The sequence below is a fragment of the Plesiomonas sp. ZOR0011 genome (assembly GCF_000800945.1).
Lineage (GTDB): Bacteria > Pseudomonadota > Gammaproteobacteria > Enterobacterales > CAMTGL01 > Plesiomonas > Plesiomonas shigelloides.
On the sequence record NZ_JRKB01000038.1, the window covers coordinates 50,305 to 69,608 of the forward strand.

The 19,304-nt window shown below is 52.7% G+C and carries 17 protein-coding genes; 6 read left to right on the top strand and 11 right to left on the bottom strand.

The genetic code is table 11. The annotated features are described in order from the left end of the window. Window positions 1-16: 16 nt before the first annotated feature. A complete protein-coding gene (gene murJ, locus L975_RS07560) occupies window positions 17-1,600 on the bottom strand; it encodes a murein biosynthesis integral membrane protein MurJ (protein WP_047707983.1) in 1,584 nt (527 codons plus the stop codon). A gap of 210 nt (window positions 1,601-1,810) precedes the next feature. Here murJ and rpsT point away from each other — a divergent pair, with 210 nt between their 5' ends. Then, window positions 1,811-2,071: a 30S ribosomal protein S20 gene (rpsT, locus tag L975_RS07565; RefSeq protein ID WP_010864619.1), complete on the top strand. Its 261-nt coding sequence runs from the start codon at window positions 1,811-1,813 to the stop codon at window positions 2,069-2,071. A gap of 484 nt (window positions 2,072-2,555) precedes the next feature. On the opposite strand, the gene L975_RS07575 is transcribed toward rpsT, so the two are convergent. The 3 genes from L975_RS07575 to nhaA form a co-directional block, all read right to left on the bottom strand. Continuing rightward, complete coding sequence (locus L975_RS07575; protein WP_052181339.1) at window positions 2,556-2,897, bottom strand: helix-turn-helix transcriptional regulator; 342 nt, start codon at window positions 2,895-2,897, stop codon at window positions 2,556-2,558. Window positions 2,898-2,957: 60 nt separating this feature from the next. Next, window positions 2,958-3,875, bottom strand: a complete 918-nt coding sequence (nhaR, locus tag L975_RS07580; protein ID WP_010864621.1) for a transcriptional activator NhaR — start codon at window positions 3,873-3,875, stop codon at window positions 2,958-2,960. Window positions 3,876-3,965: 90 nt separating this feature from the next. Continuing rightward, complete coding sequence (gene nhaA, locus L975_RS07585; RefSeq protein WP_010864622.1) at window positions 3,966-5,135, bottom strand: Na+/H+ antiporter NhaA; 1,170 nt, start codon at window positions 5,133-5,135, stop codon at window positions 3,966-3,968. A gap of 307 nt (window positions 5,136-5,442) precedes the next feature. On the opposite strand from nhaA, the gene L975_RS07595 reads away from it, so the two are divergent. Beyond that, entirely contained in the window at window positions 5,443-6,594 is a 1,152-nt protein-coding gene (locus L975_RS07595) for a Na/Pi symporter (protein WP_010864623.1), read from the top strand. Between the two features lie 303 nt (window positions 6,595-6,897). Here the strand turns inward: L975_RS07595 and thyA are convergent, their stop codons facing one another. From thyA to rppH, 5 genes are all read right to left on the bottom strand, one after another. After that, window positions 6,898-7,692 (bottom strand): thymidylate synthase, encoded by a 795-nt coding sequence (gene thyA / locus L975_RS07600; protein WP_039045844.1) that lies wholly within the window; start codon window positions 7,690-7,692, stop codon window positions 6,898-6,900. A gap of 1 nt (window position 7,693) precedes the next feature. Beyond that, the gene (gene lgt / locus L975_RS07605) at window positions 7,694-8,503 is read right to left on the bottom strand and encodes a prolipoprotein diacylglyceryl transferase (protein WP_039045843.1); all 810 of its coding nucleotides are present in this window, start codon (window positions 8,501-8,503) and stop codon (window positions 7,694-7,696) included. A gap of 7 nt (window positions 8,504-8,510) precedes the next feature. Continuing rightward, window positions 8,511-9,299, bottom strand: a complete 789-nt coding sequence (locus L975_RS07610; protein ID WP_039045842.1) for a sulfite exporter TauE/SafE family protein — start codon at window positions 9,297-9,299, stop codon at window positions 8,511-8,513. A 71-nt stretch (window positions 9,300-9,370) separates the two neighbouring features. Further along, a complete protein-coding gene (ptsP, locus tag L975_RS07615; protein WP_039045841.1) occupies window positions 9,371-11,635 on the bottom strand; it encodes a phosphoenolpyruvate--protein phosphotransferase in 2,265 nt (754 codons plus the stop codon). A gap of 7 nt (window positions 11,636-11,642) precedes the next feature. Next, entirely contained in the window at window positions 11,643-12,173 is a 531-nt protein-coding gene (gene rppH / locus L975_RS07620; RefSeq protein ID WP_010864628.1) for an RNA pyrophosphohydrolase, read from the bottom strand. A 781-nt stretch (window positions 12,174-12,954) separates the two neighbouring features. Here rppH and mutH point away from each other — a divergent pair. The 4 genes from mutH to L975_RS07640 all read left to right on the top strand — a co-directional run bounded on the left by mutH (window position 12,955) and on the right by L975_RS07640 (window position 16,726). Further along, window positions 12,955-13,644 (top strand): DNA mismatch repair endonuclease MutH, encoded by a 690-nt coding sequence (mutH, locus tag L975_RS07625; RefSeq protein WP_039045840.1) that lies wholly within the window; start codon window positions 12,955-12,957, stop codon window positions 13,642-13,644. Between the two features lie 132 nt (window positions 13,645-13,776). Then, window positions 13,777-14,520, top strand: a complete 744-nt coding sequence (locus L975_RS07630) for a TerC family protein (protein WP_010864630.1) — start codon at window positions 13,777-13,779, stop codon at window positions 14,518-14,520. Between the two features lie 87 nt (window positions 14,521-14,607). Then, window positions 14,608-15,642 (top strand): NADP(H)-dependent aldo-keto reductase, encoded by a 1,035-nt coding sequence (locus L975_RS07635; protein WP_047707987.1) that lies wholly within the window; start codon window positions 14,608-14,610, stop codon window positions 15,640-15,642. A gap of 610 nt (window positions 15,643-16,252) precedes the next feature. Next, window positions 16,253-16,726: a Dps family protein gene (locus L975_RS07640; protein WP_010864632.1), complete on the top strand. Its 474-nt coding sequence runs from the start codon at window positions 16,253-16,255 to the stop codon at window positions 16,724-16,726. A gap of 129 nt (window positions 16,727-16,855) precedes the next feature. Here L975_RS07640 and L975_RS07645 read toward each other — a convergent pair whose 3' ends face one another. After that, the gene (locus L975_RS07645) at window positions 16,856-18,115 is read right to left on the bottom strand and encodes a dicarboxylate/amino acid:cation symporter (RefSeq protein WP_039045838.1); all 1,260 of its coding nucleotides are present in this window, start codon (window positions 18,113-18,115) and stop codon (window positions 16,856-16,858) included. A gap of 262 nt (window positions 18,116-18,377) precedes the next feature. Beyond that, on the bottom strand, window positions 18,378-18,716 hold the full coding sequence (locus L975_RS17235) for a cystatin domain-containing protein (protein ID WP_010864637.1): 339 nt from the start codon (window positions 18,714-18,716) through the stop codon (window positions 18,378-18,380). Between the last annotated feature and the right edge of the window lie 588 nt (window positions 18,717-19,304).

Genomic DNA, 19,304 nt, shown 5'->3' on the forward strand with positions numbered 1-19,304 from the left:
ATCCGCCCCGATTGTCTTAGTGCGAGATGTCAGTATCTGCGCGTAAATGGCGCGGGCGCACGCCCAACAGCAAAAGGGCGGCAAAATAGACCACAGCCGCGAGCCCAATCAGGCCAGCCAACCACAGCATCCGCATACCATTATGCTGCGCTTGCCATAGGCTCAGCGCCGGCATGCAATAACTTACGGCGGCCGCCATCGCCAGACCGGCCAACGCCACTTTACCAATGAAAATCGCGCTATTGCGTTGAATGCGGTACACCCCGCTCACCGCCAGACCGCGATACAGCAGCCACGCGTTGAGAGTACCAGACATCGCCGAGGCCATCGCCAAGCCGACATAACTGAACGGGATCGCCAGCAGGTTAAAGCCCATGTTACTGATCATCGAGATGATGCCGTAGCGTACCGGAGTTTTGGTGTCTTGCCGCGCGTAATAGCCCGGCGCCAGCACTTTGATCAGCATGAAACTCACCAAACCTGCGTTGAAGGCCAGCAGGGATAACGAAGCGGCATTCACATCGGCAAAGGTAAATTCGCCGCGCATAAACAGCACCATCATCATCGGCTTGGCCAGCACCATAATGCCAAACATGGCGGGGATGCCGAGCAGGAAAATCATGCGCACCCCCCAATCCATAGTCTGGCTAAAGCGTTCGCTGACCGTCTCGCCTTCCTCTTTTTCGCTATGACGACGCGACAGCGCCGGCAAAATCACCGTCGCGATGGCAATCCCGAACAAACCGAGCGGGAACTCCAACAGGCGATCAGAGTAATACAGATAACTGATCGAGCCGGTCATCAAGAAACTGGCGATAAAGGTGTCGAGCAGCAAGTTGATTTGACTTACCGACACCCCGAACAGCGCGGGGATCATCAGGGTGCGAATTTTTTTCACCCCCGGATCATGCCAAGCCCATTTCGGCTTCACCAGCAACCCGGCTTTTTTCATGTACGGCAGCTGGAATAAAAACTGCAGCAGACCGCCTAAGAAAATACCGATCGCCAAGCCCACTTCCGGGTATTGGGTGTGCGGGGCAATCCAAATCGCTGCGCCAATCATCGCCACGTTCAGCAGCACCGGCGAAAACGCCGCCACCCCAAATTGACCGATGGTATTGAGCACCGCGCCAGATAAGGCCACCAAGGTGACAAACCACAGATACGGGAAAGTAATACGCAGCAAGAATGACGCGAGCTCATATTTACCGGCATCAGGGCCGCCATTGAGCCAATCCAAGAACCAGCCGGTACCGAAAATGGCCGCCACCACCGGCGAGCCAATCATCGCCAGCAAGGTCACGATGGTGACCAAACCGCCTAACGTACCGGAGACCTTAGCGATAAATTCGCGCGTCTTCGATAAATCGCCGTCTTTTTGATACTCGGTCAGTACCGGCACAAAGGCTTGCGAGAACGCCCCTTCGGCAAACAGACGGCGTAAAAAGTTAGGAATTCGGTTAGCAAACAGGAAGACGTCTGCGGCAGCACCGGCACCAATCATGTTGGCAATAACGACATCCCTGACCAAACCCAGTACCCGGGATAACAAGGTCATCGAGCTGACAACCAACCCAGATTTCAACAATCGCTTACTCAAGATTTACTCACTCGTTGAAATACGTCTCTGACGCTGTATTCCAGCATTAAAAGCTGTTAAAATTACCCGTCATAATAACCGTCATGCGCTGCTTGCACCAGCCTTGGGAAAGCGGCGTTTATTTGCACAAATCCATTGACAAAAGAAGGCGAAAAAGGCATAGTCCTCGGCCTTTGAAATGTCCAAAAAGTTATATTTGGGAGTTGGACCTTGGCTAATATCAAGTCTGCTAAGAAGCGCGCTGTCCAAGCTGAGAAGCGTCGTCAGCATAACGCTAGCCGTCGCTCCATGATGCGTACTTTCGTTAAGAAAGTTTACGCTGCGATCGCGACCGGTAACAAAGAAACTGCAATGACCGCATTTGCCACCATGCAACCAGTTCTGGACCGCATGGCAAGCAAAGGCCTGATCCACAAGAACAAGGCTGCACGTCATAAAGCAAACCTGGTAGCTCAAATCAAAGCAATGTAATCATTGCCTGATTTAAGATACCGAGAAAAACCGGCTTGATGCCGGTTTTTTTTTGCCTGTCATTTACCGCTGGCTGCGCTTTACGCACATTTCTCCCTGCTCTACTCATCCCTTCCCTGATGCTTTGACTTTGGCTTTGACTTTGGCTTTGGCTTTGACTTTGGCTTTATCTCTTGTCTTCGCACTTATCTGGGCGGTTGTGCTGGATTATGGTTCTAGACAGCAGCTCTGAATTGTTGTGGGGCGAGGAAAGAAGAAGAAAAATAAAAAGTAAGAATGGGATGGCGAGACAGAAAATCAAAGGCGAACAGGCGTGCGCCAACCTATTCTGGCGACGCACAGCCTTCAAACTATACCCAAACAACGTCAAGTTGCAGGTAGGCGGCAAGTGAGTGAATCCCCATGAGCATAGACAAGCTATGTGATTGGGGCGAACGAACGTAGCCAACACCCCTGCAGTTTCAAGTAGGAAGGGTATATGAGTTTAACCGACCGAATGCGACGCCGCAGACGGCTCACTATGCTGCTCTGCCGCACAATACAAACGATGCAAGGTACGGATCACTTCCGCAACCGCATGACTGCTTAACGAGTAGTAGACGGTTTGCGCTTCTTTGCGCGTTTTCACCAGCCCATCGCGCCGCAACCAAGCAAGGTGCTGTGACAGTGCCGACTGGGATAAACCAAGGCGTTCGCTCAAAACGCCGACCGACACTTCTTTATCCTGTAAATGACATAAAATAAACAACCGGTGCTCATTGGCCATAGCCTTCAGCAGCGTGACGGCCTGACCTACATTACGCTCCATGTGTGCAATTTCAGACATATCTTTCATCATAGGATCACGAATACACCCGTTGTGGTGCTGCTCTATGCAACACGATGACTACTCTTCACCGAGCATAACGCCGAGTTGGCCGGAAAACAAATCCGTGAAATCCTCACTACAGACCCGCTTTACCGCCGGATGCTGGATCATACGATCCGCAAAAATGGCGTAATACTCTTCACATAATGTGGGCACTTTACCCAGCTCGACGGTCTGCCCGTCACTGCTCAGTTCAGCCACATACAACGATGGCGCGACAAAAATGGCATTGTGGTAGTGACCAAACGCCTTCATCAGTGCCGCATCATCAAACTCACCCAAGATCTGCACCTGCAGCCCTTGCTGATCCAGCCAAGTAAGCAGCTTGCGCCCCAGCGCCGAGCGACGCCCCGGCATCAGCAGCTTGCGCTCTTGTAGACAGGCCGGAAATGGTGCCTGTGGCGCCGGTTGGCGACACAGAAAGCTGATCCCGCACTCGCCCAGTTTGACCGAGAACAGTCCTTCGCTTTGCGAGGAGTCCACCGGACAATCAGACAAGATCATATCCAGCTTGTGCTGGCTCAGCTGCTCCAAGAGCAGTTCGTGGGTGGATTCAAAACAGCGCAGATGGATTTGCTCACTTGGCGGCACTGCGGTTTGCAGTACCCGACTGACCAAACGCTTCGATAACGCATCCGCTACCCCAACATCAAACAGGATATTGGCTTCTTTGCGGTAATTGACGATATCCAGCATCTCTTGGCTAAGAGAGAACATCCGCTCGGCATAGCGATAGACCAGTTGCCCCAGCTCAGTAGGCTCCAGACCACGGCCACTGCGTTTAAACAGTTTGCCATCCAGACGCTGCTCTAGCGCGCGGATCTGCCCGGTCACGGTTTGTGGGGTAAGGAAAAGAGTTTCGGCAGCTTTGGCCACCGAGCCGTGCTTGCACACAGCCCAGAAGTAGTACAGATGATTAAAATTCAGGTGCGACATACGCTTCTCACTTCATTAGCGGCTGCCGCACCAGTATGCCGCTGGTCATGCTCTCTGACCAGCGACATCTCGGTTCACTGCTCCGCAGTTTTAACGCTTAGGCTGTGCTGGCAACACCATCCGCAGCAGGCAATAACCCACTACCGCCGCCGTGGTTGAGCCCATCAGGATCCCCAGACGGGAGAATACCCCATACTCCAAGCCGGCATGCTCAAAGGCCAGTGAAGCGATGAACATCGACATGGTAAAACCAATACCACACAGTACTGACACCGCAAAAATATGGCGGAAGTAAATCCCATCCGGCAGTTTGGCCAGACCCAGTTTCACTGACAGCCAGCTAAAGGAGAAGATCCCGAGCGGCTTACCGACAAACAAGGCAACAGCAATACCCAGTGGCAGAGCTGAGGTCAGTACATCCAGCGAGATCCCTTTCAGGGATACGCCCGCGTTGGCAAAAGCAAACAATGGCAGGATCAGATAGGCCACCCACGGATGCAAACTGTGCTCCAGATGCTCCAGTGGGCGCTTATCTTGCGCTTTCAACGGTACACAGAAGCCCAAGATCACCCCGGCCAGCGTGGCATGCACGCCAGATTTAAGCAGGCTTACCCACAGCACCACGCCCAGCAACATGTATGGGCTGATGGACGCCACGCCACGGCGATTCATGTAAATCAGACCGGCAGTGGCCGCCAGCGCAATCGCCAACGCCATCACAGACAGCTGGCTGGTATAGAACAGGGCAATAATGACAATCACGCCTAGGTCATCAATGATCGCCAACGCCAGCAAGAAGACCTTCAGGCTGACCGGTACACGCTTACCGAGCAGCGCCATGATCCCCAGCGCAAAGGCAATATCGGTCGCGGCAGGGATAGCCCAGCCCGCCAGTGCCACATCATTGTTACCATTAAACGCCAAATACAGCAGCGCCGGAGCCAGCATACCGCCCAATGCCGCAATGGCAGGGAACACGGCTTTTTCTTTGCTGTTCAGGGCTCCGACCAGCATCTCACGTTTAACTTCTAACCCGACCAGCAGGAAAAAGATGGCCATCAGGCCGTCATTAATCCACAGCAGCAGCGGCTTATTTATCAGCAGGCTGCCGAACTGCACCGCCACCGGCAGCGCGAGGAATTGATCATAAATTCCTTCTAGGCTGGTGTTGGCAAGCAGCATCGCCACAGCGGAGGCGATGATCAGTAAAATCCCCCCCGCTGACTCCAGTCGTAAAAACTGACGAATCATATCGGTCATGATGGAACTCCAAAACTTTTACGTACGCTATGCAATAGCTATGCAATCTGTCGCGTGTGAACTCTTATCTCGCAGTCTAAAACAGAAGGTTTGCTCGATAAAATCGTTTCTATTGATGTTAATCATCGGAAATACCGAGCTTAACCATACCACTCACTCTTCACATACGCTCCTTGATCAGGGGTTCTGTTTTAACATTCTGTGCGGCCACCCGCTTTTCTGGCCCGATGAAATATATCTGTAATATTTCACCGCTAGGATCTGCGGCAACCAAACTTTTGTAACAAATCTGACATCAGAGAGTCATATGAACGAGATGCCCAACGCTCAAACCGGCACCAGCCGCTCACCGCTGACGACGCTGTTTTCCTGGTTGGTATTGCTCTTCGCCCTTTATCTGCTTTTATTGGCCGTGGCCATGGTTGGCGACGGTTTTAAACTGGCGGCAGGAACCCAAGCGCAGGCACTGTTTGCCTTCGCCGAACATCCGCTGGCCGGACTGATGGTGGGCCTGCTGGCCACCGCCTTAATTCAATCTTCCAGTACGGTGACCTCCATTATCGTTGGTCTGGTGGCCGGCGGCCTGCCGATTGCTACCGCCATCCCGATGATTATGGGAGCCAACATTGGTACTACTCTGACCAACACCTTGGTGAGTTTAGGCCACCTGCGTTGCAATAATGAGTTTCGCCGTGCCTTTGCCTGCGCCACCATCCATGACTTTTTCAACCTGCTGGCGGTGGTGATCTTCCTGCCACTGGAAATGGCGTTCGGTATTCTGGCGCATATCAGCGAATGGCTGGTCGCTCCGCTGTCAAACTCCGGCAACCTGAACTATGTCGGATTTGATTTCATCAAACCACTGACCAAGCCGGTCGTGAGCATGGTGAAAAGTATGCTGAGCGGTATGTCTCCGACCTTAGCCGGTACCCTGATGGCGCTGATTGGTATTGTGCTGATTATGGCGGCGATCACCGGTATGGGTAAGTTGCTCAAGCGTTTGATGGTCGGTCGTGCCCAAGAAGTTCTCAAGCACGCTATCGGTCGTGGTCCGCTGCACGGAATTACCTCTGGTGCCGCAGTAACCGTCCTGGTGCAGTCTTCCTCGACCACCACCAGCTTGATGGTACCGTTTGTCGGTAATGGTCTGCTGAGCCTGCGTGAAGTGTATCCGTTCACACTGGGCGCGAACATCGGCACCTGTATCACTGCGCTGCTGGCGGCCACCGCAATTTCTGGCCCGAATGCGCTGCTGGCACTGCAAATTGCCTTGGTACACTTAAGCTTCAACGTACTGGCGGTGTTGGTCATTTACGGGATCCCAGCACTGCGTCGTCTGCCGCTGCGCGCTGCGGAAGGTTTGGCTTCCCTCGCGATTAAAAACCGGATGGCGGTACTGGGTTATCTGAGCGGGGTGTTCTTTGTCCTGCCAGGGATACTGCTGCTGGCTACCCGCTAATACGAAAAGCGACCAGAACCCCTCTCCCTTTTGAACGGCCTGCTAATGCAGGCCGTTTTTTATTGTTGAGTGCCGTTGTTTTAGCGTTGTTTTATCGTTGCTGTAGCGCTGCTTGCGCATGGTGTAGCGCGGAATTAAGAAGATAACGATGAAGATGACGATGAAGATGAACTCAAGCCACGCAACACTCTCTACGTGATAATAGCCAGCCGTGCCCCAAGGTAAGCGCCCCATGCAAGGCACAAAAAAAGCGCCCCACAGGACGCTTTTTAGTAGCCGATAAGCACTAGCGAAACAGCGTAATTACACAGCGACCGGCGCTTTAATCGCCGGATGTGGGTCGTAACCAACAATCTCAAAGTCTTCAAACTGATAATCGAAGATAGACGCTGGTTTGCGCTTGATCACCAGCTGTGGCAGTGCTCGTGGCTCACGGGATAACAACAGCTCAGTCTGCTCCATGTGGTTCATGTACAGGTGCGTATCCCCACCGGTCCAAACAAAATCACCGACTTCCAAATCACACTGCTGCGCCAACATATGAGTTAGCAACGCGTAGCTAGCAATGTTAAACGGCAGGCCGAGGAATACGTCACAAGAGCGCTGATACAGCTGGCAAGAGAGCTTACCGTTGGCCACATAGAACTGGAACAAGGCATGACATGGCATCAATGCCATCTGATCCAGCTCGCCCACGTTCCACGCGGATACGATAATACGACGAGAATCGGGGTCTTGCTTTAGTTGCTGCACCACGGTGCTCAGCTGGTCGATAGTGCGGCCGTCGGCGGCGCCCCACGCGCGCCACTGCTTGCCATACACCGGCCCTAAATCGCCATTTTCATCCGCCCACTCATCCCAAATACTGACATTGTGGTCGTGCAGATAACCGATGTTGGTATCGCCTTTTAAAAACCACAGCAGCTCATGGATGATAGAGCGCAGGTGACAACGCTTAGTGGTCACCAGCGGGAAGCCTTTGGACAAGTCAAAACGCATCTGATGGCCGAAAATAGAGCGGGTACCGGTTCCGGTACGATCGTCTTTGGATGCGCCTTCCGCCAAGATTTTGCGCATCAGATCTTGATATTGTTGCATGTTATCCCCGTACAGCAGTCACAGGATGACGACGGTATGCCCACAGGATCAGCCCCAGTCCACCCAATACCATCGGTACAGACAGGATCTGTCCCATCGTCAGCCAGCCATCGAAAAAGCCCAGTTGTGCGTCAGGCTCACGGAAGAACTCACAGAAGATACGGAACAGGCCGTAAAACAGCAGGAACATCCCGGAGACACTGCCGGTAGGCCGTGGGCGGCGCACAAACAGATTCAGAATAATAAACAGCACCAGACCTTCGAGGAATGCCTCATACAGCTGTGACGGATGACGCGGCAGCGGACCGCCGTCCGGAAACACCATGGCCCACGGCACATCGGTCACCCGTCCCCACAGTTCACCGTTGATGAAGTTACCAATACGGCCCATGCCCAATCCAAACGGGATCAGCGGGGCGATAAAATCGGCCACGGTGAAAAAAGTCCGCTTAGTACGGTACGCGAAAACCAGCATCGCAACGATGACCCCGATCAGGCCACCGTGAAATGACATCCCGCCATCCCACACTTTGAACAAGTACAGCGGGTTATCAAGGAACAAGCCGAAGTTATAAAAAATCACATAGCCAATCCGGCCACCGAGGAATACCCCGAAAAAGCCCGCATACAGCAGATTTTCGACTTCATCTTTGGTCCAGCCACTGTTGGGCTTGGCCGCGCGGCGGCCGGCCAGCCACAGGGCAAACACAAAGCCTACCAAGTACATCAGGCCATACCAGCGCAGGGCTAACGGTCCGACATGAAAAATGACCGGATCGATTTGCGGAAAGGTCAGATAGCTATTATTCATCAGCGTGTTACCACAACATTTTTAATGCGACAAAAACCAAAAGAACGGCAAATCCCTTTTTCAGGATAGGTACCGGTAAACGGCTGACCAAATTCGCGCCAACCTTGGACGTTTGTACCGACGTCACGGCAATACAGGCCAGTGCGGGCAGATAGACATAACCCAGACTGTAGGCCGGCAAATCACTGACATGCAATCCGCTGACGATCAGGGTCAGTGATCCCCCTACGCCCAGCATCATACCGCACACCGCCGACACCCCGATGGCAATGCGCATCGGCACCGAGTGCCAGTTCAGGTACGGCACAGTTAAGCTGCCGCCGCCAATGCCGGCCAAGCTGGAGAAGATACCAATCAAGCCCCCAGCAGTAAACAGCCAGCCTTTGCTGGGTAACGGATGCTCGGCACGGGTCTTCACCGACAGCGCCATTTGCAGCGCCAACAGCAGCACCAGCACTCCGAACACTTTGCTGATCATGTCAGACGGAATTAAGGTGATCACGTGCGCCCCGATCACCGCACCGATAATGCCGCCCGGCACCATCGCTTTGACAATCGTCCAATCCACATTACCCAACTGATGATGACGCCAAGATGACGACACCCCGGTCAGCACAATCGAGGCCAGTGAGGTACCCAAGGCAATCGGCATCAAATGCTCTGGCAATACGCCCGCCAACGGTAACAACCCCACCAAGGCGGGTACGATAATCAAACCACCGCCAATCCCGAGCAATCCAGCCAAGATCCCAACTACACCACCCAAAATCAGGCAGGCAACAACAAACAACAGCATGATTGCCTCAACTCATTTTCCTGTACAGTCATATCCATGTATGACTCTGTGCGAATACGTAAAAGCGCGACTTAGTAAAACGAATTACCACCACGGATAAAACCGCCCAAGCCACGTCGCTCCATAAACGCTGCGGTCAGATGGCGCACTTCGGTGGTCAGGCGCGCACTGAGCGCCCGCTCCGCCAAGGTCTGTAAATCCGCCAGCTCCACGGCGCGTAACAGGTATTTGATGCGCGCGACGTTGCGCCCGTTCATACTCAAACGGCGATAACCCATTCCCACCAGCAGCAAGGCGCCGATCGGATCGCCCGCAAGCTCACCGCACAGACTGACGGGCAACTGATGCTGCTCGCCCTCGCGGATCACCTGATACAAGGCGCGCAATACCGCCGGATGCATGGCATCGAAGATATCCGCCACACGGGCGTTATTGCGATCCACCGCCAGCAGATATTGAGTCAGGTCGTTGGATCCTACCGAAAGAAAATCGATCTTGCCGGCCAGAAAGTGTAACTGATACAACATCGACGGCACTTCAACCATGATGCCGACTTTCGGCATGCTGAGGGTTTGACCGTCTTGCGCCAGTTGCTCGCTGATCTCGCGGTACGCCCGATCGATTAATGCGCGCGCCTCATCCACCTCGCCCAAGCCCGACACCATCGGCAGCAAGATGGCTAAATTGTTATGGCTCACACTGGCGCGCAGCATGGCGCGCACCTGAGCGATAAAAATATCGGGGTGATCCAGCGTCAGGCGAATACCGCGCCAGCCTAAAAACGGGTTGTCTTCATGGATTGGCAAGTACGGCAGCGGTTTATCCCCACCAACATCGAGGGTGCGCATCACCACCGGTTTATCCGGATAGCTATCTAGAATCAGCTGATACAGGCTGACTTGCTCATCTTCAGACGGGAAACTGCCGTGCAACAAGAAAGGCACTTCCGTGCGGTACAAACCAACCCCATCGACGCCCTGATTGATGGCAATATGGCAATCGGCACTTAACCCGGCGTTCAATAGGATCTCGATGCGTTGTCCACAGGCGGTGAGCGCCGGTTTATCCAGATCATCGGCTACCCGCTTATCAAGCTCTTGTTCTTCTAAAATCAGCCGCAGGTATTCGGTGCGCACCGCCGGATCCGGATCGACAATCACGTTACCGCGATAGCCATCGATAATCAGCTCACGCTGCTCCAGTCGCCCCGGTTCGATGTCCACGCCCATGACGGTCGGCACGCCCAAGGCGCGCGCTAAAATCGCGGCATGCGAATTGGCCGCGCCATCTCGCACCACAATCCCCACCAGCTTATCGCGCGGCAGTTCAGCAATCAGGGTGGCGGTCAGCTCGTCGGTCACCAACACAAACTGCTCGGGCAGGTTCCACTCGCTTTGCGGTACATCCATCAGGTGAAACAGCAGGCGCTGCGCCAATGCACGCATATCGTTGGCACGCTCACGCATGTAAGGATCGGGCAAACTGGCAAACTGGGTCGCAAAGTGTTCAAACACCTTACGTACCGCCCATTCAGCAACCACGCCGGTATCCAGCTGGGCAGACAGGGCATTGCGCAAGGCGACATCGGATAACAGGTGGGTATAGAGATCGAAAATAGCGGCCGAATCGGAGCTAAGATCGACATTAAAACGCTTACTGTGGCGACGAAACTCGTTGACCGCCGAATCAATCGCCCGTGACAGCCGCTCGCGCTCACTGTCTGGCTCAAGGGTAGAGGCCTCGGCGATATCCTCTAGCGTCAGATGGGTTTGATCCAGCCAACCAGTGCCAATCGCGACCCCCGGAGCGGCACCTTGCGCCCGAATACGCCGCTGCTGGGTGTCGGATAACAAGCCTTGCTCTTGAGTGTGCGCCAAGATCCCGGCCAATTGGGTGGCCAGCGTAACCAGAAACGACTCTTCGCTCTCGTCAAACTCGCGCACCACTTTTTGTTGCACCACCAGCACGCCCAACAAGCGGCGACGGTAAATAATCGGGGTGCCTAAGAACGCGCGGAAACTCTCTTCACCCACTTCGGGCAAATATTTAAAGCTCGGGTGCTGGCGCACATCGGCCAGATTAATCGGCTCGGCACGCGCGCCAACTAACCCCACCACCCCTTCATCGAAAGCCAACAGCACGGGTTTACCGGCCGGTTTGGCCAAACCGCGGGTGGCCATCAGCCGATAGCAACGGTGAGTGTGATCGGCTAAATAAACCGAACACACTTCGGTTTTCATAATCTGGCAGGTTTTGCTGACCAACAGCTCCAACGCCTGCGGTAAATCGGCGGCCGCAGCAACCTGTTCAACAATTTCCCGCAGTTTGGTCAACATAATCAGGTTATCCTTTCCTTCTTACATGTCGGGTGGCTTTATAGGGCGGCTTGGCTGCCTCTTCCGCCGGCATTACCACCGGCGCGAACTCTTTCATCACCCGCCGGTACACATCGCGTTTAAATGACACCACCTGACGCACTGGATACCAATAGCTTACCCAGCGCCAATCATCAAATTCCGGATTCCCGCTGGTCTGCATATTCACTTTGGACTCATCACACATCAGCTGCAATAAAAACCAGCGTTGCTTTTGGCCAATGCAAACCGGCTTGGTATCCCACCGCACCAGACGTTTTGGTAATTTATAGCGTAACCAATTCCGGGTGGAACTGAGCAGCCGGACATCCTTTTTGGTCAGGCCCACTTCTTCAAACAGCTCCCGGTACATGGCCTGTTCAGCCGTTTCACCGGGATTGATGCCGCCTTGCGGAAACTGCCACGAGTGCTGCCCATAACGGCGCGCCCACAGCACCTGTCCCGCTCGGTTACAAATCACAATTCCCACATTCGGGCGGTAGCCATCGCCATCAATCACAGGACTACCTCAATACTGAAAAGCGTCAGTTATCCTTTGATTGTTTCACACAACCCCTGACCGGTAAACTGGTGAACGTCGTGGCGCGCAGTCTGTGTGTCATATATCAACATTCAGCGCCTGCATCGCTGTTTTATTCGCCACTCTTTGGATAACTTTTGCTTTGCGGAGAAGTTATAAACACCTTCTGCCAAAATTCGGCGAATTTATTCACTTTTTCTGTGGATATCACTGTGAAAAAATATCTCGCTTGCATATAAATCACCGCACTGATCAGGTTATAAAAGGCCAACAACAATCAATTAAATACATTAAAAACAATAAATTATATAAACAAAAGCAAAACAATCCACAAGCAGACAAACCAAAAGGATCGTAAAGATCCATGATTGAGCAAAGATCCGCCAGCGCCGAATTTATCCACACATACCGCTGACAAGATCGACAGTTTTGTGCACCCTCGCACGGAACCTTAACCACAAACCCCTGTTCATCCAGCCAGTATCGGTTGGTTATCCACGGTTATCCAAGATTTCTGTGGATAACTAGTGGGGAGATCCTGTTCATTGTCGGTGATTTATCCAGCAATAATTTCGCCTCGGCGCTCTTAGCCTCCCTAAATGATTTAATATTTCCTTATAAATCATTGCATTATAAATTGGCGGATCGTGGGCTCGTGAAGGATCCCATAAATAACGATCTTACTGCGCAAAAAATGAACAGCAAGTACCCCCTGTGCTGTTGATCACCACAGGGCATAAAGGGTGGTAAGATAATGAGCATGAACACTGACATGATTCCTGTTTCTCGCCAGGCGCTGTTTGACCGCGCCCGTGATCTGGCGGGGTATTCGCTGGCCGAATTAGCCGCGCAGCGTGGATTGCCCGTACCGCCCAACCTCAAGCGCGACAAGGGGTGGATTGGTACGCTGATCGAACAACATCTAGGCGCGTGCGCTGGCAGCAAGCCGGAGCAAGATTTTCCGCATCTGGGGGTGGAGCTAAAAACCATCCCCGTGGATCGTCACGGCCAACCGCTGGAAACCACCTTTGTGTGTGTCGCACCGCTGACCGGTAACTGTGGTGTGAGCTGGGAAACCAGCCATGTGCGACACAAGCTGGCCTGTGTGTTGTGGCTACCGGTGGAAGGTGAACGCACGATCCCGCTCGGTGAGCGCCGGATCGGTATGCCGATTTTGTGGACGCCGTCTGCCGAAGAAGAAGCCTTGTTGCGCCAAGATTGGGAAGAGTTGATGGACAAAATCGTGCTCGGCGAGGTGGAAAGCATCACCGCACGCCACGGTGAAGTGCTGCAACTGCGGCCCAAAGCCAATAATGGCCGCGCACTGACCGATGCAATTGGCCGTTATGGTCAGCCAATCAAAACCTTGCCGCGTGGCTTCTACCTGAAAAAAGCCTTTACCCGCGCCATCTTAAATCGCTATTTCGGGTTAACGCCGCCGGCGCTGTAAACCAGCAGGCGTGCGTGGGCTTCTTTGCATTGTCAGACAAGCGAAATCATATGCCTGACATAATGAAAAAAAACGCCAGATACGTTATCCTATACGGCTTCTTATTCTCCGCTCTTCAGATGGTTTAGTTTCATGGAATGGCTTGTAGATCCGCATGCATGGGTGGCGTTGCTGACGCTGACCGCACTCGAAATTGTGCTTGGCATCGATAACATTATTTTTCTTAGCATCATCGTTAGTCGCCTGCCCGAACAGCAGCGCCAAAAGGCACGGATCTTGGGTCTGGCTCTGGCGATGGGCACCCGTATCCTGTTGCTGATTTCCTTGGCGTGGATCATGCACCTGACCGCTCCGCTGTTTACGCTGCTGGATCATCCGGTATCAGGACGCGATCTGATCTTGTTCTTCGGTGGCCTGTTCCTGATTGCTAAAAGTACCCATGAGATCCACGACAGCTTGCAAGCCGGTAACGGCGGCGAAGACGCCCCGCACATTCGTGCCACCACCAGCTTTGTGATGACGCTGGTGCAAATTGCCGTGCTGGATATCGTGTTCTCGCTCGACTCGGTGATCACCGCAGTTGGCTTAGTGAATGACATTCCGATTATGATCATCGCAATTGTGATTGCAGTGCTGATCATGATGATGGCGGCCAAGAGCATTGGCGATTTTGTGGATAACCACCCGCCAATCAAGATGCTGGCGTTGTCCTTCCTGATCTTGGTTGGTTTTACTCTGCTCGGCGAAAGCTTTGGTATGCATATTCCGAAAGGCTACATCTACTTTGCGATGGGCTTTTCTTTTGCCGTGGAGCTGCTCAATATCCGTATGCAGCGTGGAAAATCGCTACAACTGCACAAAAACATCCCAGAATAAGCGCATTAAGCGGCGGAGAAATTTACTTTCCTCGCCGCGCCCCCTAAGTTATAGGCATCCCGTTATGACGTCATCACAAGGATGCCTATGCGTTATCATACCCTTCCCCACTCCACTCTGGAGGTCAGCGCCCTGTGTCTTGGCACCATGACCTTTGGCGAGCAAAACAGTGAGCAGGATGCCCATCAGCAACTGGATCTGGCTTTTGAGCAAGGCATCAACTTTATCGATACCGCCGAGATGTATCCGGTGCCGCCTAAACCGGAAACCCAAGGGCTAACCGAACAGTACATCGGCTCTTGGCTAAAAAGCCGTAACTGCCGCGAGCAGGTGATTTTAGCTACCAAAATCGCCGGACCTCACAATGTGCCCTATATTCGCCCCGATATGGCGCTCAATCACCGCCACATCCGCCAAGCGGTGGATGACAGTTTGCGCCGCCTCGGCACCGATTATATCGATCTGTATCAAGTGCATTGGCCACACCGCAACACCAACTGTTTTGGCAAACTGGGTTACCAGCAGCAAGAGCACGAAGATCAGGTACCCTTGATTGAAACGCTGGAGGCCTTAAGCGAGCAAGTCCGCGCCGGTAAGATTCGCTATCTGGGCGTGTCGAACGAGACGCCGTGGGGGCTGATGAGCTATTTGCGTCTGGCGGAAAAACATGGCTTGCCGCGCATGGTGTCGATTCAAAACCCGTACAGCCTGCTCAACCGCAGCTTTGAAATCGGTCTGGCCGAAGTCAGTCACCGCGAGCAAGTGCCGCTGTTGGCCTATTCGCCGCTGGCATTCGGGATCTTAAGCGGCAAATACCTCAACGGCGCTCGTCCTGATGGGGCGCGCTGCAGTTTGTTCAGCCGCTTTAAGCGTTACTTTAATCCGCAAGCCGAAGCCGCTACCGCTGAGTATGTAGCACTGGCACGGCAATACAACTTAGATCCGGCGCAAATGGCTCTGGCCTATGTGCTCAGTCGTCCTTTTGTGGGAAGCACCATTATTGGCGCGACGACGCTGGCACAGCTGCACGCCAATATTGCCAGTCAGCATCTCAGCTTGCCGGAGGAAGTGCTACAAGGTATCGAAGAGATCCATACTCGCTACCCTAACCCAGCGCCTTAAGCGACCGGCACGCCGGAGCAGAGCAATGCGCGAGCGCGGGAAAGCGCCAGAGAAACGATAAAAAAGCGGATAAGGGAAAAGATAAGCAAAAAAAAACCTGCGACTCCGCGCAGGTTGGTGCAAATAGAGCTTTATCTCAAGCTCTCAGAAGTAAATATCTCTTGAGATTGAGAATACGGACTCCGGCTGGATCACTCCAGCCGGGATTGGCAACAATCCGGCTCATTGCGTAACGAAGCTTGTCGGCGCAGATACATTTGCGCCTATTTCCTGTACATCGCCGCCTGTTTACGCCTGCTCCTGCGCCATTCGCCACGTTGAATATTGACATCGCAGCGTTACATCTTCTGTCCACCTTCCCTTTTCTACGCGGCTTTGCCGCTCGGTTTTCACGCTTGTCGATGCATCACAAGAGCGCCACTACGAACAATGCGCGTCAAATTACAGATGGTTTTACCTATTACACCTATAAATACAATGGTTTTTCCCTCTGCGCGCGGCCTGCCTATACTTAACCTCAATGACACAGACCACGCAGGTCTGTTGCTGACTTTGTGCCGCACCGAGTCAGGTATAACGAATTTTAAATATGGGTAATAAGGAGTTTGCTATGACAACATCTAGCATCGGCTTGGCAACAGAAGATCTGGTTAAATTGGCACCGGAGCTCAACATTCTGCTGGCGAACTACCAGATCCTGTACATGAACACCCGTGGTTACCACTGGAACATTACTGGCCCGCAATTTTTCCAGCTGCACGTCAAATTTGAAGAGATGTATAACGATCTGCTGCTGAAAGTGGATGAAATCGCCGAGCGTATTTTGACCGTGGAAGCGCAGCCGCTGCATACTTTCAGTGATTATCTGGCACACGCCGAAATTAAAGAGCACAAAAATGTGCACGACGCTAAAAGCTGTATCGATGGTCTGTTAAGCGGTTTGCAAACTTTGCTGATCCGTCAACGCAAGATTTTGTCGATGGCGGCAGATGCCGGTGATGAGGGGACGGTGGCCCTGATGAGTGACTACATCCAACAGCAAGAAAAAACCGTGTGGATGCTACGCTCTTTCCGTCAGGCCTAAGCATTTAGCCACTGACGTTCTTTTTAGTCAGTCAGTGTCTAGTCAGTAAAAATAAAGCCGTTCGCAGCTAAAAGCGAACGGCTTTATGGTCTTTCAAGTATCTAAAACTCACTCAGACACTGGCTGCCATTATGACTGACTGCTCGCCAAGCCCGTTTTATGCTGCAACCAGTTTTTCCCTTCCACAAAACGGCTAACCAACATGGCACATACGGTATTACCGGTGGAGTTCAGCAAGGTGGCCGGCGCATCAATAATGGTGCTGATAATCATCACCGTACCAACCAGCTCCGGTGAAAAACCAAATACGGCGCAGATCATCAGCTCGCCGGTCATGCCGCCACTTGGAATGGCACTCATCACCGCGCCAACCAAGAAGGCCACGCCGATAATCGCCGCCAGCATGGCTGGATCGCTCATGTCACGATGGAACAGGGTAAACAGGAAAACGATCTTCAAAATCCCGCCAATCACCGAGCCATCTTTGTGCGTGTTAGCCCCTAACGGGATCACGGTTTCTGCGATATCGTCCGGTACGCCCATCTTTTTGGTCGCCACCAGATTCACCGGAATACAGGCTGCACTGGATGCGGTGGCTAACGCGGTCACTGCTGGAGTGGCCACGTTGGCCCAGAAGATGCGCACGCCCGCCATCCCTCCGGCAATAAAGGCATACAGGGTATTCGCCCCGAAGAAATACACCACCGTCAGCGCCAGATACAAGAAGAAGGCATTGAGATAGCCGCTGATAATTTGCGGCCCCAGCGCACCGACAGTAGCGGCAAAGTAGCAGCCTAAGCCCACCGGCGCGATGTACATGATGATGCTCACCATGCGCAAAATAATGGTAGTACCCGCGGACAGCAGCTGCGCCACCGGACGGCCTTGCTCGCCCGAGAACGCAGTCGCCAGACCAAACAAGATGGAAAACACGATCAGCGGCAGCAGACTCGAACGGGTGAAGAGTTGCAAGAAATCCGGCACGGTAAACGTGCTGACCAAGATCTGGCCGATGCTTTTACCCGACTCCGTTTCGGCTACCGGAGGCAATTGCGCCAATAAACTCTGGGTATCCACATTTTGGAATGGATTGAACAGGTGTGTGCCAATCAAACCAATCACCGCTGCGAATAACGCAGTGCAGACAAATACCGCAAACACGGTACCCATGATTTTGCCCAAGCGGGTCATCTGCTTCATTTCTGCAATCGACGAGGAGACGCTGAAAAACACCAGCGGCACGATCACCATAAACATCAGATTCAAAAACAGATCGCCCACCGGCTTCACCAGTAGCGCTTTTTCACCAAAAAGCAGGCCGCCCGCGCCGCCCAGAACAATCCCCGCCAGCAAACAGAGGGTAAAGGCATAATGCCGCAGAATTTTCATTTTGTATGGTATCTCAGTTGTTCGGATTTCCGTCCGGGAAATGCCGGCATGCGGTCAGATGATGCCGCCGCATGTCGTAGAGTAAGCGGCAGATTTTACCTAAGGCTGGGGGTTAGGGGTAGTGACTCATCGATTCATTCGACTCAATTCACCCCAAATAGGCATGCCTCGTGGATGAGAAAACGAGAAGGGTTTACTGGTTGTTGATAAATAAATAGCCACCAGCCAAAACTCATGGCAGGTGGCTAACAATGTAAATCAATTACTGATTAGCCGGAATACGGTTCAATGCATGCAGCTCTTCATGTCCATCCAGCGCACGGTAAACCTGCGCCTGCCAACGTGAACCGTCAGCCAGCTGGTAGATCACTTTGTAGTTCATTCCTGACACTACCTGCTGCTGTACCGCGATCACTTTGTCCAACTTGGAAGATACATTGGACGCTTTAAATGCAAATTCAGCGGCCTGCTTGGCTTGTGGAGTTACCTCGGCTGCACTCCAACCGCCCATCAAAGGCTTTTGCGCAGGCGCAGCATAGCTACTAAGGCTTACGCCGCTCAAACCGGCGCACAGTGCCGCAACCATCAGCATTTTCTTCATCTTGTCTCTCCGTGTTAACGCTCATTTTGAGCCATACATGAATAACACTAAAAGTGTGATTTACATCACCATGCCACATTTACACGCCAAATACAAATCAGCTACAGCCGTAACAATTGAGCGTGCCGTGCACTGTATCCACGTATTGCAGGTGATATCGAGTCCCACTCATCTAATGCGCACCAGCAGAGAAAAAAGATCAGTTGAGAGGCAACTAAACGCCATGCTGCAAGGGAATAGTATTATTTTTCGTCAGCAACGCGTTTATTGGCAAAAATGAGAGGTTAATCGGCGCAAAGAGAGCAACGCTCAATCATTGCGATAATTAACTGATGTAGGGATATTAAAAAGACCATCAAACGCCAACGCCGGCACGCATCATGCCGTGGCATGAATTATTACGATAGAACAGCGAAATTACCGACTAATGCATCACGGGAATAAATATTACCCCGACTGGTACTTTCACAATAGTTGATACTGATGCCAACACCGCTATGACCACTATAAAAATGGATGTGACGAATAAGCGCATCACTATTTAATTGATGCAATGAGGATTCCCAAGAGAAATCACCCACAGTGAAT

Coding starts and splice junctions, on each gene's coding strand:
- L975_RS07575 (WP_052181339.1), bottom strand. CDS start 2,897: ATGTCTGAAATTGCACACATGGAGCGTAATGTAGGTCAGGCCGTCACG.
- nhaR (WP_010864621.1), bottom strand. CDS start 3,875: ATGTCGCACCTGAATTTTAATCATCTGTACTACTTCTGGGCTGTGTGC.
- nhaA (WP_010864622.1), bottom strand. CDS start 5,135: ATGACCGATATGATTCGTCAGTTTTTACGACTGGAGTCAGCGGGGGGG.
- L975_RS07595 (WP_010864623.1), top strand. CDS start 5,443: ATGAACGAGATGCCCAACGCTCAAACCGGCACCAGCCGCTCACCGCTG.
- thyA (WP_039045844.1), bottom strand. CDS start 7,692: ATGCAACAATATCAAGATCTGATGCGCAAAATCTTGGCGGAAGGCGCA.
- lgt (WP_039045843.1), bottom strand. CDS start 8,503: ATGAATAATAGCTATCTGACCTTTCCGCAAATCGATCCGGTCATTTTT.
- L975_RS07610 (WP_039045842.1), bottom strand. CDS start 9,299: ATGCTGTTGTTTGTTGTTGCCTGCCTGATTTTGGGTGGTGTAGTTGGG.
- ptsP (WP_039045841.1), bottom strand. CDS start 11,635: ATGTTGACCAAACTGCGGGAAATTGTTGAACAGGTTGCTGCGGCCGCC.
- mutH (WP_039045840.1), top strand. CDS start 12,955: ATGAACACTGACATGATTCCTGTTTCTCGCCAGGCGCTGTTTGACCGC.
- L975_RS07630 (WP_010864630.1), top strand. CDS start 13,777: ATGGAATGGCTTGTAGATCCGCATGCATGGGTGGCGTTGCTGACGCTG.
- L975_RS07635 (WP_047707987.1), top strand. CDS start 14,608: ATGCGTTATCATACCCTTCCCCACTCCACTCTGGAGGTCAGCGCCCTG.
- L975_RS07640 (WP_010864632.1), top strand. CDS start 16,253: ATGACAACATCTAGCATCGGCTTGGCAACAGAAGATCTGGTTAAATTG.
- L975_RS07645 (WP_039045838.1), bottom strand. CDS start 18,115: ATGAAAATTCTGCGGCATTATGCCTTTACCCTCTGTTTGCTGGCGGGG.
- L975_RS17235 (WP_010864637.1), bottom strand. CDS start 18,716: ATGAAGAAAATGCTGATGGTTGCGGCACTGTGCGCCGGTTTGAGCGGC.